The organism is Serratia sp. EWG9 (genome assembly GCF_019913725.1).
Lineage (GTDB): Bacteria > Pseudomonadota > Gammaproteobacteria > Enterobacterales > Enterobacteriaceae > Serratia > Serratia ureilytica.
In genome coordinates this window covers 128087-142930 of the sequence record NZ_JADNRO010000006.1, presented here as the reverse complement: position 1 = coordinate 142930, position 14844 = coordinate 128087, and the positions used below count along the sequence as shown (strand labels likewise).

15 protein-coding genes are annotated in these 14844 nt (G+C 62.6%); 5 read left to right on the top strand and 10 right to left on the bottom strand.

The annotated features are described in order from the left end of the window. Positions 1 to 35: 35 nt before the first annotated feature. Positions 36 to 398, bottom strand: coding sequence for a hypothetical protein (locus ITX55_RS15250; protein WP_042785115.1), 363 nt, complete (start codon positions 396 to 398; stop codon positions 36 to 38). Between the two features lie 205 nt (positions 399 to 603). Between ITX55_RS15250 and flk the strand changes: the two genes are divergently transcribed. After that, on the top strand, positions 604 to 1632 hold the full coding sequence (gene flk, locus ITX55_RS15245) for a flagella biosynthesis regulator Flk (protein WP_103100926.1): 1029 nt from the start codon (positions 604 to 606) through the stop codon (positions 1630 to 1632). Between the two features lie 4 nt (positions 1633 to 1636). Here the strand turns inward: flk and ITX55_RS15240 are convergent, their stop codons facing one another. Further along, on the bottom strand, positions 1637 to 2092 hold the full coding sequence (locus ITX55_RS15240; protein WP_033651965.1) for a rhodanese-like domain-containing protein: 456 nt from the start codon (positions 2090 to 2092) through the stop codon (positions 1637 to 1639). 93 nt (positions 2093 to 2185) lie between these two features. Here ITX55_RS15240 and ITX55_RS15235 point away from each other — a divergent pair, with 93 nt between their 5' ends. Beyond that, entirely contained in the window at positions 2186 to 3619 is a 1434-nt protein-coding gene (locus ITX55_RS15235; protein ID WP_172448705.1) for a PLP-dependent aminotransferase family protein, read from the top strand. Positions 3620 to 3646: 27 nt separating this feature from the next. Here the strand turns inward: ITX55_RS15235 and ITX55_RS15230 are convergent, their stop codons facing one another. Continuing rightward, complete coding sequence (locus tag ITX55_RS15230) at positions 3647 to 4543, bottom strand: endonuclease/exonuclease/phosphatase family protein (RefSeq protein ID WP_223085200.1); 897 nt, start codon at positions 4541 to 4543, stop codon at positions 3647 to 3649. Positions 4544 to 4760: 217 nt separating this feature from the next. Between ITX55_RS15230 and pepT the strand changes: the two genes are divergently transcribed. Continuing rightward, the gene (gene pepT, locus ITX55_RS15225; protein ID WP_099782558.1) at positions 4761 to 6008 is read left to right on the top strand and encodes a peptidase T; all 1248 of its coding nucleotides are present in this window, start codon (positions 4761 to 4763) and stop codon (positions 6006 to 6008) included. On the opposite strand, the gene ITX55_RS15220 is transcribed toward pepT, so the two are convergent. Next, a complete protein-coding gene (locus tag ITX55_RS15220) occupies positions 6005 to 7117 on the bottom strand; it encodes an SLC13 family permease (protein ID WP_108681645.1) in 1113 nt (370 codons plus the stop codon). The two genes, pepT and ITX55_RS15220, sit on opposite strands and share 4 nt — an antisense overlap. Positions 7118 to 7270: 153 nt before the next feature. Here ITX55_RS15220 and apbE point away from each other — a divergent pair, with 153 nt between their 5' ends. Then, on the top strand, positions 7271 to 8302 hold the full coding sequence (apbE, locus tag ITX55_RS15215; RefSeq protein ID WP_223085199.1) for an FAD:protein FMN transferase ApbE: 1032 nt from the start codon (positions 7271 to 7273) through the stop codon (positions 8300 to 8302). 51 nt (positions 8303 to 8353) lie between these two features. Here apbE and ITX55_RS15210 read toward each other — a convergent pair whose 3' ends face one another. Beyond that, complete coding sequence (locus ITX55_RS15210) at positions 8354 to 8575, bottom strand: hypothetical protein (protein WP_004936201.1); 222 nt, start codon at positions 8573 to 8575, stop codon at positions 8354 to 8356. 212 nt (positions 8576 to 8787) lie between these two features. Next, positions 8788 to 10008 carry a beta-ketoacyl-ACP synthase I gene (gene fabB / locus ITX55_RS15205; protein WP_016926857.1) on the bottom strand — a complete coding sequence of 407 codons (1221 nt, stop codon included), beginning with the start codon at positions 10006 to 10008 and terminating at the stop codon, positions 8788 to 8790. Between the two features lie 170 nt (positions 10009 to 10178). On the opposite strand from fabB, the gene mnmC reads away from it, so the two are divergent. Further along, positions 10179 to 12200 (top strand): bifunctional tRNA (5-methylaminomethyl-2-thiouridine)(34)-methyltransferase MnmD/FAD-dependent 5-carboxymethylaminomethyl-2-thiouridine(34) oxidoreductase MnmC, encoded by a 2022-nt coding sequence (mnmC, locus tag ITX55_RS15200; protein ID WP_108682333.1) that lies wholly within the window; start codon positions 10179 to 10181, stop codon positions 12198 to 12200. Between the two features lie 40 nt (positions 12201 to 12240). On the opposite strand, the gene ITX55_RS15195 is transcribed toward mnmC, so the two are convergent. The 4 genes from ITX55_RS15195 to mepA all read right to left on the bottom strand — a co-directional run bounded on the left by ITX55_RS15195 (position 12241) and on the right by mepA (position 14841). Then, a complete protein-coding gene (locus ITX55_RS15195; protein WP_016926855.1) occupies positions 12241 to 12522 on the bottom strand; it encodes a YfcL family protein in 282 nt (93 codons plus the stop codon). A 32-nt stretch (positions 12523 to 12554) separates the two neighbouring features. After that, positions 12555 to 13112 carry an elongation factor P hydroxylase gene (locus tag ITX55_RS15190; protein WP_108681647.1) on the bottom strand — a complete coding sequence of 186 codons (558 nt, stop codon included), beginning with the start codon at positions 13110 to 13112 and terminating at the stop codon, positions 12555 to 12557. Positions 13113 to 13203: 91 nt separating this feature from the next. Beyond that, on the bottom strand, positions 13204 to 14010 hold the full coding sequence (locus ITX55_RS15185) for a sulfite exporter TauE/SafE family protein (RefSeq protein WP_047025284.1): 807 nt from the start codon (positions 14008 to 14010) through the stop codon (positions 13204 to 13206). A 3-nt stretch (positions 14011 to 14013) separates the two neighbouring features. Next, the gene (gene mepA / locus ITX55_RS15180) at positions 14014 to 14841 is read right to left on the bottom strand and encodes a penicillin-insensitive murein endopeptidase (RefSeq protein WP_108681649.1); all 828 of its coding nucleotides are present in this window, start codon (positions 14839 to 14841) and stop codon (positions 14014 to 14016) included. Between the last annotated feature and the right edge of the window lie 3 nt (positions 14842 to 14844).

The following is a 14844-nucleotide window of genomic DNA, read 5'->3' as shown; positions in this document are numbered from 1 at the left end:
AATGATTAATTCACCGCGAAAAACGGGCGATTAACTCATTCACGGAAGACGCATAATCGAAGGTGCACCCTGAGGGTGGGCGGAGAAATGGCGCGAGGAGGAGGAATGCGCAGACGCGCGGCAATGGTCGGCGCCAACAGCGCCAGCAGCAGACCCAGACCGAACAGCATGGTTTCGAACATTACCGGCGGCGCGGCCAGCAATGATTTGGCGCTCAGTTCACAGGGCGTCGGCTGCGCTTCGGCGGCGGCGTCGCTGGATTGAACGGCGGTAGCGGCCGGGATCCCCAGCGTTTGCTGCAGCGCATGCAGGCCCGCCATGCGCTGGGTCATGCACGTCAGCACCACCAGGCAAGCCAGGCATAAAAACCATTTTGCAATCCGCTGCCGTTTAACCATGCCATCCTCATGTTCAGATCTGGGGTTATCTTAGCGGCGCAGACGCGATTAGCAACGTTTTGTCGGTAAAGAAATGTCTGAGCGGCGGTATTGATGGCGGCGAATTACAGGTATCATAGAGGGTAAGCCTGCGCTTTTCGCCGGGTACGATGACGATTCTCTCCTCCAGGCACACTGCGGGGATACACAGCGAAGGACTGGTGATATGCAACCTTTGAGTGGGCCGGGCACCCCAATCGCCGGCGAGCGCCCCCCTTCCCCGGGCAAAACGGCGGCCACTGACGATCAACCCCTCTCTCCGGCGCAGCGCACAACGCTGGAAAAACTGATCGTGAAAATCATGACGCTCAGCCCGGTAAAATCGGCGGAGATCTGGGCGTCTCTGCGTCACGATCTCGGCGCCGACAAAGGCGGCGAACTGCTGGCGCGCCATTTTCAACCGGCGGAACAGCTGCTGCAAACGCGCCTGACGCAGGCGCAGCAAAACCATGCCGGGCGCCAACTGCTGCAACAGCTGGCCGAGTTGCTGCCGCAGGGCAATAATCGCCAGGCGGTCAGTGACTTTATTCGTCAACGGTTCGGCCATACGGTGTTGAGCCAGTTAAGCCCACCACAGCTGCAGCAGGTGCTGAATCTGTTGCAGACCGGCGGCCTGACCATTCCCCAACCGCAGCAAACCGCCACCAGCGATCGCCCGCTGCTGCCCGCAGAGCATCAAAGCCTGCAGCAGCAGGTCACCAAACTCAGCGCCGCGACCGGTGAAGCGCCGGCTAAAATTTGGCAAACGTTGTTCGATCTGGCGGGCGTGAAAACCAACGATCCGCTGCCGGCGCGCCACTTCCAGCTGCTGAACCAGTTTTTACAGGTGAAGGTGGCGCTCAGCCCGCAGAACGCGCCAACGCTGAACAACCTGCTGGCGGCGCTCAAACAGCCGGCGGATGAGCAAGAACTGCAGCAGATGAACGACTATTGCCAGACGCGCTTCAACTGCGGCGCCAACGCGCCGCTGACGCATCCGCAAATGAGCGACGCCATTCATCAGCTGTTTGCCCGCCGTCTGGACAAAGCCGGCCAGGCGCAGCCGATCGCAAGCCCCTCTATCGAACCGCAGCCGCTGCTCAACCCGCTGATCGCCGCCCTGCCTCTGCCGCTGCAAAAAGCGCTGAGTAAGCCCGCCGTGGCGCTGATCCTGCTGCTGTTGGCGTTGGCCGTCGTGCTGGCGCTGGTGTTTTAACGCCTCAGGCGCAGCCGCAGTCCGCTGCGGCCGCCCGGGAGCGCAGCGACCCCGGCAGTTCGCCGATGGCCAACGGATGGCCGTCGCGCAGCCAGAAATCCAGCCCGCCAATCAACTCCTTCACCCTAAACCCCAACTTCGCCAGCTTGTAGGCGCCTTTGGTGGAACCGTTGCAGCCGATGCCGTCGCAGTAGGTCACATACACCTTTTGGCGATCCAGGTGCGCCGTGCCGGCTTCATCCATCAGGCGATGCGGCAAGCTGAATGCGCCGGGGATATGCCCGGCGGCGTACAGCGCCTCCGCACGGGTGTCGATCACCACCATCCCGTCCACGCCATTGCGCAAATCTTCCGCCACGTCCCAGGCATCCGCATAGCGGCTCAGCTTGGCCGCCAGATAGGCCAGGCTCTCTTCCGGCGCTGCCGGCGGAAAGGCCAGCACCAAGGATTCTTTCGACATATCACTCACTCCCGTTGATCAAGACAGATGACAATAGTGCCCGATTTTGGTCTTATGATTGATACCCATTTTTTACTCATGATAAGACCCATTATGCGGCACACGCTGATCACGCTGTTTCAGCAATCGCCCCAGGCCATCGGCACGCTGCGCGATCGTCTGTGTGCGGCATTGCGGCAGGCCATCCACCACGGCGCATTGAGCGTTGGGCAACGGCTGCCCTCCAGCCGAGTGCTGGCTGGGGATCTGAACCTCTCAAGGGTGACCGTCGAAGCAGCGTACGGCCAGTTGGAGGCGGAGGGGTATTTGCAGCGCCGCGTCGGCCAGGGCACATTTGTGGCTATCCGCATCGCCAAATCGCCGCCGCCGGCGACCCGCACCGCCATGCCGCGCCTTTCGCTGCGCGGCCAACAGATCGTGCACACCGGCGGCTGCCGCGATCCGCAGCATCCTCAGGCCTTCGCAGCCGGCTCGCCGGACCTGCGCGCGTTTCCGCTGGCCCTGTGGAAGCAGTTGACCGCTCAACGCCTGCGCCTGCAGGGGGAAAGCCTGCTGCGCTACGGCGATCCGCAAGGCTATCTGCCGCTGCGCGAAGCCATTGCCGCCCACGTCAATCAAACGCGCGGCGTAGTCTGCGATGCGAGCCAGGTTATCGTGCTGACCAGTTCGCAGCAGGCGCTGCAAATGATCGCCACCTTACTGTTGGACAGCGGCGACAGCGTCTGGATGGAAGAGCCGGGTTACACCGGGGCGAGAAACGCCTTTATCAGCGCCGGCGCCGCGCTGACGCCGGTAGCGGTAGACGGCGATGGCCTGCGAGCAGAACCTTCCTTGCCCGATCCGCGTTTGATTTATCTGACGCCCTCGCACCAATACCCGACCGGCGCGGCGCTCAGCCTGGCACGCCGCTTGGCGTTGCTGGCGCAGGCGGAGCGGCAACAGGCCTGGATCATTGAGGACGATTACGACAGCGAGTTTCACTACGACGGGCTGCCGATTCCGGCGATGCAAGGCCTGGATCGCCATGGCCGGGTGCTCTATCTCGGCACCTTCTCCAAATCGTTGTTCCCTTCGCTGCGGCTGGCGTACCTGATCGTGCCGCCCGCGCTGGTCGCCCCCTTCGTCACCGCACGCACGGTCTATGACGGCCACAGCGCGCAATTGATGCAGGCGGTGACCGCCGAGTTCATCCGCCAGGGGCACTTCGCCGCGCATATTCGTTACATGCGCCAGCTCTACCACAGCCGGCGCGATGTGCTGCTGACGGAAGTGCGCGAAAAGCTGAGCCACTTCGCCACGGCCGCTCCCGCCGCCGGCGGCCTGCAGCTCAGCGTTTGGCTGCCGCCCGGCCGGGAGGCGGCGCTCAGCCAACAGGCGCGGCGGCTCGGCGTCCTTACGCCCGGGTTAACGGCGCAATACCAAACGGTTCAGGCCCAGCGCGACGGCTGGCTGCTGGGTTTTTCGGCCCTGACGCCGGGCGAGATCCGCAGCGCCGTCGAGCGGCTGGCGCGGATCGCCGCGGCTTAGCCCTGCCCCGGAGAGACGCCGGCCGGCTTATTGCTCGGTCAGGCGCATCTCCGCCACCAGCGGCAGGTGATCGCTCACCGCCGGCCAGTGCACGCCGTTCCAATCGCCGCTGGCGTTCGGCACCGTCAGGCTGTCCAGATGCCAACGCTGCGCATTGCCGCTAAAGATGTAATCCACCTTGATTTCGGCGTTTTCCGCCGGCCAGCTGCGGCCGTCCTGCCCGTTGGGCATGATGTCGTTCCAATAGCGGCTCAGCTCCAGCCAAGTGACGCTGCCCGGCACGTCGTTCATGTCGCCGAACAGCAGTTTGATGCCACGCACTTCGATGGTGCGATCGTTCAGCTCCCGCACCTGATCCAGTCGCATCATCGGATCTTCCTTGGTATCGAGGTGGGTGTTGAACAGGGTGATCGGCGTCGGGAACTCCGGCACATCGACCTTGGCGCTGAAGGCGATGCGCTGCTCGCGCTGGCCGGACGGCAACGGATAGATCACGGCGTCGTGCAGCGGATACTTCGAGAGAAACGCCAGGCCGTATTCACCGCCGTCGAAATCGATCGCCCGGCCGAACACCGCCTGCATGCCGGTCAGCTTCGCCAGTTCCGCCGCCTGATCGACCCGCCCGCTGCGGGCGGTGAGTTTATCCACCTCCTGCAGCGCCACCACGTCGACGTTCATCGCGCGAATCGCCTTGGCGATGGCGGTCATGTCGCTGACCTTGCCGGCGGCGATATTGAAGCTGGCGACGCGGATCTTCGGCGCCTGTTCCAGTTCGTAGGTTTTGTTCTTCAGGCCGCCCAACGCGCTGGCCACCTCGCGGCTGTTGGCGTTGCTGTTGGCGTGCCCGGTATCGGCGGACGACCAGGCGCTGTGAGAGATGCCCAGGGACAGTAAGGTGATGAGCAAAGCGTGACCGGTGTGCATGAATTCTCCTTGAGGGACAGATAAGTGTTATGCGGGCGCTTCCCGGCCCACAGCTAACACCGATTTTGCCGCAGAAACCTGCGACTATTTCCTAGTTGCACCGCTATTTTTCGTTTCTGCGCGATGCTTCGCATTCTGGCGGTTTACGCATTGCGCCGTTGGACAATCGGCTGATTTCGTTTTAAAACCGGTAGATTGCCAACCGCGAGGAGTTCCGATGACCAGCCCGATTGCCGAACAGCTTACCGAACGTTTCTTCCGCTACCTGGCCGTCACCAGCCAGAGCAACGCCGCCGCAACCGCCCTGCCCAGCACGCCGGGACAGCATGAGATGGCGCAACTGTTGGCGGACGAGCTGCGCCGGCTCGGCCTGGCCGACGTTCAAATCGACGAGCACGCCACCGTGACCGCCCGCAAGCCCGGCACCCAACCCGGCGCGCCGCGCATCGGCTTCATCACGCATATCGACACCGTGGACGTCGGCCTGTCGCCCGAGATTCGCCCGCAGCGCCTGCGCTTCACCGGCGAGGATTTATGCCTGAATGCCGAGCAGGACATCTGGCTGCGTACCGCCGAGCATCCGGAGATCCTGCCCTACCGGAACGAAGAGATCCTGTTCAGCGACGGCACCAGCGTGCTGGGCGCCGACAATAAAGCGGCGGTCACCGTGGTGATGACGCTGCTGGCCAACCTGACCGCGGCCGATCGCCACGGCGATATCGTGGTGGCGTTCGTGCCGGACGAAGAAATCGGCCTGCGCGGCGCCAAGGCGCTGGATCTGCAGCGTTTCCCCGTCGATTTCGCCTACACCATCGACTGCTGCGAACTGGGTGAAGTGGTGTACGAGAATTTCAACGCGGCGGCGGCGGAGATCCGCATCGAGGGGGTGACCGCCCACCCGATGTCGGCGAAAAACGTATTAATCAACCCGATACGCATCGCCAACGACATCATTAACCGATTCGACGTGCAGGATACCCCAGAGCACACCGAAGGGCGCGAGGGCTATTTCTGGTTCACCGATCTGGCCGCCAACGCCAATCAGGCGACGCTGAAGGTGTCGATTCGCGACTTCGATCGCGCGGCGTTCGAGGCGCGCAAGGCCCGCCTTGAGGAGACGGTGCGCCAGGTGGCGGCCAACTATCCGCGGGCCAACGTCAGCTGCAGCGTCAGCGACATCTACAGCAACATCAGCAACGCCATTGGCGAGGACCGCCGCGCCATCGATCTGATCTTCGGCGCCCTCGCCGCCCACGGCATCCCGCCGAAGGTGATCCCGATGCGCGGCGGCACCGACGGCGCGGCGCTCTCCAGCCGCGGCATCCTGACGCCCAATTACTTCACCGGCGCGCATAACTTCCACTCGCGCTTCGAGTTTTTACCCGTCAGCGCCTTCGTGAAATCCTATCAGGTGACCCGCAGCATTTGCCTGCTGGCCGCACGACAAAGCGGCCAACCGGCTTAGCTCATCACCCAGCCGAGCAACGCGGCCCATACCAACAGCGGCAGCGAATAATAGTGGAAGCGCAACCAGATCTTGCGCTCCCCCGCCATGCGCAGCGCAATCAGGTTGGCGAGCGATCCGATCGCCAACCCGAAGCCGCCGGCGTTGACCGCATAGGCCAGCTGAGCGCTGGAGGGCACATAGTTGAGCAACAGTATGGTGGCCGGCACGTTGCTGACGATCTGCGACAGCCCGACGCCCAACGCATACACGCTCCCCTCGCTCAGCCCGGCGATGGCGGCGAACGACGGCTGAAGCGGCGGCAAACGGGTAAACAGGCCGACATCGATGAACATGGCGGCGAACACGAAAATCAGACTCCAGTCGATCTGCAACAGCACTCGGCGCGCCAGCAGCAAGAAACCGGCGAACACCGCCAGCAGCCCGTACAACGGCAGATCGAAATCGAGACACAGCAGGAAAACCGCATACAGCCCTACACAGCTCAGCAACAGCGGCCGCTGGTAGGGATATCCCTCGGTATTCGGCGTTTTCACGATGTCGCGCGCCGGGAAGCTGAACCAGGTCAGCGCCAGCAGGCTCAACATCATTGCGGCGCCAAACGGCGCCATCTGGCCGATGAAACCGAGGAAAGAGAGGCCGGAGCGGCTCCACAGCAGGATATTTTGCGGGTTGCCGATCGGCGTCAGCAACGAACCGGCGTTCACCGCCAGCGCCTGGAAGATGATCAAGCGGCCAACCGGCAGCGCCGACAGCTTTTTTAGCGTGATGGTGAGCGGAATGACGATAAACAGCGCCACATCGTTGGTCAGAAACGACGACAGCAGCGCGGCGGAAAACACCAGGAACAGCGCCAGCCGCCGTTCGCTGTACAAGCGGTTGATAATCTTGCGGCCGACAAAATCGAAGTAGCCGCTGACCTCCACCCCTTTGGTCAGCAGCATCAGCCCCAACAGGGTGATGAGGGTACGGCCGTCGATGAAACCACCCAGCGCCGACAGCGGTTGCGGATGAAAAGCGAACATCGCCACGCCGGCCAGCAGCAATGCATGCAAGAAGCGATCTTTGACAAAGGGGTGGATAAGCCGAGAAATGGCGGTTGAACTCATAGCGGCAGTGTGAACCTCACCGAAAAGAATGGGCAGACGTTAGCTCAGACGCGGCTTCAGCGCCAGCAAAATGCTATTTTACCTTTATCCGCTTTTCATTTGCCGCGCTTTACTTTATTTGTAGCGGCTTTCACGGTTTTCAAAGGACATGTTATGGCTTCCCTGCTCGCCAAAGGGGCGTTGCTCAGCGCCTTATGCGCCCTGCTCGCCGCCTGTGACGATCCCGCCTCTCGCCCGCAAATCGATATCGACGGCAAGACCATGGGCACCTTCTACAGCGTTAAGGTCAGCGGTGACGTCGCGATCGGCAAACAAGAGCTGCAGCGGCAGATCGACACGGTGCTCGAACGGGCCAACGACGATATCTCTACCTACCGCGCCGATTCGGTGCTGTCGCGGTTTAACCGCAGCGCCAGCCTCGAGCCGCAGCCTATCCCGCGCGGCATGGCGGACATCGTATTGATGGCACAACGCATCGGCCACGATACCGGCGGCGCCATGGACATCACCGTCGGCCCACTGGTGAACCTGTGGGGGTTCGGCCCAGACAAGCATCCGGTCAAGGTGCCGGAACAGGCGCAGATCGACGCGGCGAAGCAGAACATCGGCCTGCAGCACCTGAAGCTGATCAGCGACAATCGCGGGGAGTGGCTGCAAAAAGATCTGCCGGGCATGTATGTCGATCTCTCGACGCTGGGCGAAGGCTATGGCGCCGATGAGCTGGTGCGCCTGATGAACCGTCACGGCATTACCAACTACCTGGTGTCGGTAGGCGGCGCGGTCTCTTCGCGCGGCGTCAACGGCCAGGGCAAACCCTGGCGGGTGGCGATCCAAAAGCCGACCGACCGTGAAAATGCGGTGCAGGCGCTGGTGGATCTGCACGGTTACGGCATCAGCACCGCCGGCAGCTACCGCAACTACTTCGAACAAAACGGCCAGCGTTACTCCCATGTCATCGATCCGACCACCGGCAGGCCGATCAACCACCGGCTGGTTTCCGCCACGGTGATCGCCCCGACCGCACTCGAGGCCGACGGCTGGGATACCGGCTTGATGGTGCTGGGCCCGGAGAAAGCGTTGCAGCTCGCAGAAGAGAAAGGGCTGGCGGTCTACCTGATCAGCAAAACCGACGACGGTTTCAGCGCCGTGATGACGCCGCAGTTCAAAGCATTTTTAGTGCAGTGAGATAAAAAAGCCCGGCGCGCAATGGCCGGGCTTATTCCTGTTCCGCGCCGATCACTTGGTCAGCGCGATGATGCCGAGGGTCAGACCGGCAACCGCCGCCGCACCGCCGGCGATCGCGCCCGCGGTTTCCCAGTTATCCTGAGTGGTGCCCTTCATACAGGTGTTGGTGTGCACCAGACGCCCCTGGTCATCGTAGACCGGCACGCAGGGAGAATCGGTGGCGCATCCGGCCAACACGGCCGACAGTAACCCAACCGCAATTAACTTTTTCATACTTCTTGCCTCAATGTTCGATCACTTTAGAAAGCTACGCCGAGCGATAATCACGCTACCTGGCTATTGTATGCCCAACGCGTGTAATGGCGAGGTAATGATGTGTCAGGGGATGTGATTTGGGAAAACTCCGAGCGCCCGGCCGGTGGGCTTCGGGCAGTAAAAAGCCCGCGAAAACGCGGGCTTGTTGGCGGAATGACGCGCCGGCGGGATTATTTCGCCAGTTTGCGCATCACCAGCGTGGCGTTGGTGCCGCCGAAGCCGAAGCTGTTGGACATCACGGTGGTCAGCTCGCGCTGGGTCGGCTGAGTCACGATGTTCATGCCGGCCGCCTGTTCATCCAGGGTTTCGATGTTGATGCTCGGCGCGATAAAGCCGTGCTCCAGCATCAGCAGGCTGTAGATCGCTTCCTGCACGCCCGCAGCGCCCAGCGAGTGGCCGGTCATCGCCTTGGTGGAGGAGATGGCCGGGGTATTGTCGCCGAACACTTCACGAATGGCGCCCAGCTCTTTCACGTCGCCTACCGGCGTAGAGGTGCCGTGCACGTTGATGTAATCGATCGGCGCATCCAGATCCTGCATCGCCATCTTCATGCAGCGCACTGCGCCTTCACCCGAAGGGGCAACCATGTCGGCGCCGTCGGAAGTCGCGCCGTAGCCGACGATTTCCGCATAGATGTGCGCGCCGCGCGCCAGCGCGTGCTCCAGCTCTTCAACCACCACCATGCCGCCGCCGCCGGCGATGACGAAACCGTCACGATCGGCGTCATAGGTGCGGGACGCTTTTTCCGGCGTGTCGTTGTATTTGGTGGACAACGCGCCCATCGCATCGAACTCGCAGGCCATTTCCCAGCACAGCTCTTCGCCGCCGCCGGCGAACACGATGTCCTGTTTGCCCAGCTGGATTTGCTCAACCGCGTTGCCGATGCAGTGCGCGGAGGTGGCGCAAGCGGAGCTGATGGAGTAGTTCACGCCGTGGATTTTGAACGGCGTTGCCAGGCAGGCGGAAACGCCGGAAGCCATGGCCTTGGTCACCACGTACGGGCCAACCGCTTTCAGGCCGCGCGGGCTGCGCATCGCATCGGCGCCGAACACCTGGAAGCGCGGAGAACCGCCGCCGGAACCGGCGATCAGGCCCACGCGCGGGTTGTTTTGATACTCTTCTTCCTTCAGGCCGGAAGACGCGATCGCTTCTTGCATCGCCAGGAAGGCATAAATGGAAGCGTCGCTCATGAAACGCACCGCCTTGCGGTCGATCAGGCCGGTAGTGTCGAGCTTAACTTGCCCCCATACGTGACTACGCATGCCGGAATCTTTCAGCTCCTGGGAGAAAGTGATCCCAGAACGTCCTTCCTGCAGGCTTGCCAGGACCTCCTGCTGGTTATTACCAATGCTGGAGACAACTCCCAGGCCAGTAATCACTGCACGTTTCATTCAATACCTCTTCCACTATTAACCTACGGGATTTTGCATCGCACTTTAGCGTACAGATGTAAGCCGAACAAGTCCGATCAGCGTTTTTCAGCTTTATTGTTGTCCAGTTTGCGCCGGGGCGCCAGCGCCGTTAGAATTCGCGGCATCCCTTGAATTTCGAGCCATTGACCGTGAACCACGCCCCCATCCAAACCGCAACGCTAACCTGGAACGAACAGGGTACACCTGTTTCGAAACAGTTTGATGACGTCTATTTTTCCAATCAGGATGGGCAGGAAGAAACCCGCTACGTCTTCCTGCACGGCAATCGGCTGCCGCAACGTTTCGCCGCCCATCCGCGCTCGCTGTTTGTCGTGGCGGAAACCGGGTTCGGCACCGGGCTCAATTTTCTCACGCTGTGGCAGGCCTTCGCCGGCTTCCGTCAGGCTGAGCCGGACGCGACGCTGCAGCGCCTGCACTTTATCAGCTTCGAAAAATTCCCCCTCCAGCAGGCTGACCTGGCGGCGGCGCATGCGCGCTGGCCGGAGTTGGCGCCTTATGCCGACGAGCTGCGCGCCCAGTGGCCGCTGCCGTTGCCGGGTTGCCATCGCCTGCTGTTAGCCGAAGGACGCATTACGCTCGATCTGTGGTTCGGCGACGTCAACGATCTGCTGCCGCAGTTTGACGCCAGCATGAATAACCAGGTGGATGCCTGGTTCCTCGACGGTTTCGCGCCGGCAAAAAACCCCGACATGTGGACCGATCAACTGTTCGCCGCCATGGCGCGCTTCGCTCGGCCGGGAGGCAGCTTCGCCACCTTTACCGCCGCCGGCTTCGTGCGCCGCGGCTTGCAACAGGCCGGTTTTCAGGTCAACCGCTGCAAAGGCTTCGGCCAAAAGCGTGAGATGCTCGCCGGCGAGCTCCCGGCCGATGCGCAGCCCACCGCACATCCGGCGCCCTGGTATCGACGCCCGGCGGCGGACAACACCGCCGACATCGCCCTGATCGGCGGCGGCGTCGCCAGCGCGCTCACCGCGCTGGCCTTGCTGCGCCGCGGCGCCACCGTCACGCTGTACTGCGCCGATGAGCAGGCGGCCGAGGGCGCATCCGGCAACCGCCAGGGCGCGATTTATCCTTTGCTGAACGGCAGCGGCGACGCGCTGGAGATCTTTTTCAGCGCCGCGTTTCCCTTCGCCCGCCGCCAGTACGATGCCCTGTTGCAACAAGGCGTCGCCTTTGATCACCAGTGGTGCGGCGTCAGCCAGTTGGCCTATGACGAAAAGAGCGGCGCCAAGATCGCCAATATGCTGAAAACCGACTGGCCGCAGGCCTTGGCGATGGCGGCCGACCGCGAGACGCTCAGCGAACGGTGCGGCGTCGATACCGGCTTTGGCGGCATCACCTACCCGCTAGGCGGCTGGCTCTGCCCGGCCGAGCTGACGCGCGGCGCTATCGCGCTGGCGCAGCGTCAGGGCTTGGTCTGCCACTACCGGCACGATGCACAGAGGCTGACGCAGGAAGAAAACGGCTGGCGCATCGATTTCGCCAACGGCGACAACCGGCACCATGCGACGGTGATCCTGGCCAACGGCCATCGGTTGGCCGAACTGGCGCCGACGGAAGCCCTGCCGCTGTATTCGGTTCGCGGGCAGGTGTCGCATATCCCGACCTCGCCGGCCCTCGGTCAATTGAAACAGGTATTGTGTTACGACGGTTACCTGACGCCGGTTAATGCCAACAGCGGCCACCACTGCATTGGCGCCAGCTACCAGCGCGGCGACATCGCCACCGACTACCGCGAGCAGGAGCAACAGGAGAACCGCGAGCGCCTGCTGCGCTGTCTGCCGGAGCAGGCCTGGCCGCAGCAGGTGGACGTCAGCGCTCATCAGGCGCGCTGCGGCGTGCGCAGCGCCACCCGCGATCATCTGCCGATGGTCGGCGCGCTGCCGGACTATCAGGCCACGCTGGCACAGTATCAGGATTTGCAGCGGCAGAACCAGCGCGGCGAAACCGTCGCCGATGCGCCGCTCTATCCCGGTCTGTTCGCTATCGGCGGGTTAGGCTCGCGCGGCTTGTGTTCGGCGCCGTTGGCGGCGGAAATTTTGGCGGCGCAGCTGTTCGGCGAGCCGTTGCCGGGCGATGCGCGCCTGCTGGCGGCGTTGAATCCGAATCGGATGTGGGTGCGGAAATTGCTGAAAGGGCGTGCGGTTTAATCAACCTTGAGGGGCGCGGCGACGCGCCCCGGCATGACGATCAGGCGGCAGGGGTTGCAGCCTGATAGAGGTTTTCCCACATGCCGCGCACCAGGATCTGATCCGGCGGCGAGAGTTCCCCGGCGGCGATCGCTTTGTGCAGGCTCTCCTCCACCCGCGCTTTCAGCGCTTCGGCGGTGTGTTCGCCCTGCTCTTCCGCCTCGGCCACCGCCAGCGTCAGATGACCGCGCAGGTAGCCACCGGCAAACAGTTCATCATCGCTGGCGTGCTCTACCATGTCATCAATCAGCGCCAAAATGCGCGCTTCAAATTCTGCGATCATCAAATTTCCTCATTAAATAACGGGCTGTGGCGTCAGTTGAGATCTTCCGGATACGGAAAGTACTCGGCCGCCAACGGTGGCGTATTGTAGAACGATTGCAACGCCTGAATAAAGCGCGCAGGCCTTGTGGGTATTCCCTGCTCCAGCAGCGCCAATACCCGGGCGCGCACCTTGCGTTGGAACGCGATGCGATCCGGCTCGCAGTCGCCGTTCAGGTTGTCGCAGCTGACGTTGAACGGGAAACCGGCTGCCACGCAGAACATCCATTCCAGCGCCTGCGGTTTGATCTCTACCGCTTCAAATTCGCTCTGGGTCTGCGCGTCCCGCCCATCCGGGCAATACCAATAGCCGAAGTCCACCAGTTGGCGGCGCGCGTCACCGGCGATGCACCAGTGCGAAATTTCATGCAGGCCGCTGGCGTAGAAACCGTGGGCGAACACGATGCGGTGATACGGCAATTCGTCGTCGGCCGGCAGGTAGATCGGTTCGTCGTCGCCCTTCACCAGGCGGGTGTTGTAGTCATCGCTGAAGCAGCGATTGAAGATCTCGATCAACTGCTCATAATGATGGCGGGTCTGCGTGTCTGACATAAAAAACTCTATAACCACAAAAATAAAGAGGCCATTATACCCGATAACCGGCGGGGGGATACGGGCGCATAAACGGCGCCCATTTTCATCGTCAGCCGTGCACGAAGGCGGACAGCCACTGCTGAATCTCTGCACCGTGATTGTCGTAAAGCAGCTTGAGGCTCATCACCAGCGAGACGATCACGATCATCGGCCGAATCAATTTCTGGCCACGGGTCAGCACCATGTGCGCGCCCAAACGCGCCCCCAGCACCTGCCCCACCAGCATCACCAGACCGATGCTCCACACCACCTTGCCGCCGATGATGAACAGCGCCAACCCGCCGACGTTGGAGGTAAAGTTCAGCACTTTGGCGTGCGCCGTAGACTTGGCGAGGTTGAAACCGCACAGCGTCACGTAGGCCAGCGCGTAGAATGAGCCGGCGCCGGGGCCGAAGAAACCGTCGTAAAACCCGACGCAACCGCCGGCTACCAGCCCGAACGGCAAGGCGCCGAGGCGGCGTTGACGATCTTCCTCACCCAGTCGCGGCATCAACAAGAAATAGAGACCGATGCCGATCACCAGCAGCGGCAACATCTGCCGCAGCAAATCGGCGCGCATATGCTGCACCAGAATCGCGCCGGCGATCGAGCCGATCAGCGTCAGAAAAATCGTCAGCTTCTGGTCGTTGAGGTTCACCGCTCGCCGACGAATGAAGTACAGACTGGCGGAGAAAGAGCCGCCGACCGACTGCAGCTTATTGGTCGCCAGCGCCTGCGCCGGAGGAACCCCCACTGCCAGCAAGGCCGGCACCGTCAGTAATCCGCCGCCGCCGGCGATGGAGTCGATAAACCCCGCCAGCAGCGCTACCGCAAACAACACCCCGAGCATCTCGGGGCCAATGACGAACCAGTCCATGTGTTATTCCGCTGAGAAATGGTGATCCAGCAATGCCTGACAGCTAGGCGGTAACGGCGGCGGCACGGGTTTGCCCGGCTTCGCGTTCGGCTGATGCGGTACGAACCAACTCGCCAGTTCGGCGCCGCAGCCATCGCCCGGCGGCGGCGTATCCTGCTCCTGGCACTCCAGGCTGCCGGCCGGACAACGCAGACGCACGTGCATATGCGCACGGTGGCCGAACCACGGCCGCACCTTGTGCAGCCAGGCGCGATCGGCGCCGGCGTCCAGGCACAGACGCTGCTTGATCGCCGGGTTGACGAAGATGCGCGTCACGTCCGCATCCTGCGCCGCCAGTTTGATCAGCGACTCAATCTGCGGTTGCCATTGGCTCGCCACCACCTGTTTGCCGTCGCCCGACACCAGGTCGATCGGCTGCGGCTTGAGCAATTGCTGCGCGCTCCAACGTTGGCGCGGCAGCTGCAGCCAGATGTCGACGTCGAGCCCAGACTGGTGGCTGGCGTGGCCGCTGCTGAAGCGCCCGCCGGCCGGCATCGCCATGTCGCCGATCAGCACCGTACCCAGCGCTTTCTGGTTCGCTTTGCTGCTGAGGCGCTGTATGAACGCCAGCAGATCCGGATGGCCGAAATAGCGGCGCTGGTCGGTACGCATCACCTGATAGTCCGGTGAATTCAGCGGCAACGGCTGCGCGCCGATGATGCAGCCGTTGGCGAAACCGCCCACCGCCTGCGGCGCGCCGGCCACCGGATGGTCGATTTTCTGCCACGGCGTCAGCGCCATGGCGGAAGCGGAGGCCGTCAGGGCCACCAGGCCCAACATCCAGTTTTTCATGGC

Coding starts and splice junctions, on each gene's coding strand:
- ITX55_RS15250 (WP_042785115.1), bottom strand. CDS start 398: ATGGTTAAACGGCAGCGGATTGCAAAATGGTTTTTATGCCTGGCTTGC.
- flk (WP_103100926.1), top strand. CDS start 604: ATGCAACCTTTGAGTGGGCCGGGCACCCCAATCGCCGGCGAGCGCCCC.
- ITX55_RS15240 (WP_033651965.1), bottom strand. CDS start 2,092: ATGTCGAAAGAATCCTTGGTGCTGGCCTTTCCGCCGGCAGCGCCGGAA.
- ITX55_RS15235 (WP_172448705.1), top strand. CDS start 2,186: ATGCGGCACACGCTGATCACGCTGTTTCAGCAATCGCCCCAGGCCATC.
- ITX55_RS15230 (WP_223085200.1), bottom strand. CDS start 4,543: ATGCACACCGGTCACGCTTTGCTCATCACCTTACTGTCCCTGGGCATC.
- pepT (WP_099782558.1), top strand. CDS start 4,761: ATGACCAGCCCGATTGCCGAACAGCTTACCGAACGTTTCTTCCGCTAC.
- ITX55_RS15220 (WP_108681645.1), bottom strand. CDS start 7,117: ATGAGTTCAACCGCCATTTCTCGGCTTATCCACCCCTTTGTCAAAGAT.
- apbE (WP_223085199.1), top strand. CDS start 7,271: ATGGCTTCCCTGCTCGCCAAAGGGGCGTTGCTCAGCGCCTTATGCGCC.
- ITX55_RS15210 (WP_004936201.1), bottom strand. CDS start 8,575: ATGAAAAAGTTAATTGCGGTTGGGTTACTGTCGGCCGTGTTGGCCGGA.
- fabB (WP_016926857.1), bottom strand. CDS start 10,008: ATGAAACGTGCAGTGATTACTGGCCTGGGAGTTGTCTCCAGCATTGGT.
- ITX55_RS15195 (WP_016926855.1), bottom strand. CDS start 12,522: ATGATCGCAGAATTTGAAGCGCGCATTTTGGCGCTGATTGATGACATG.
- ITX55_RS15190 (WP_108681647.1), bottom strand. CDS start 13,112: ATGTCAGACACGCAGACCCGCCATCATTATGAGCAGTTGATCGAGATC.
- ITX55_RS15185 (WP_047025284.1), bottom strand. CDS start 14,010: ATGGACTGGTTCGTCATTGGCCCCGAGATGCTCGGGGTGTTGTTTGCG.
- mepA (WP_108681649.1), bottom strand. CDS start 14,841: ATGAAAAACTGGATGTTGGGCCTGGTGGCCCTGACGGCCTCCGCTTCC.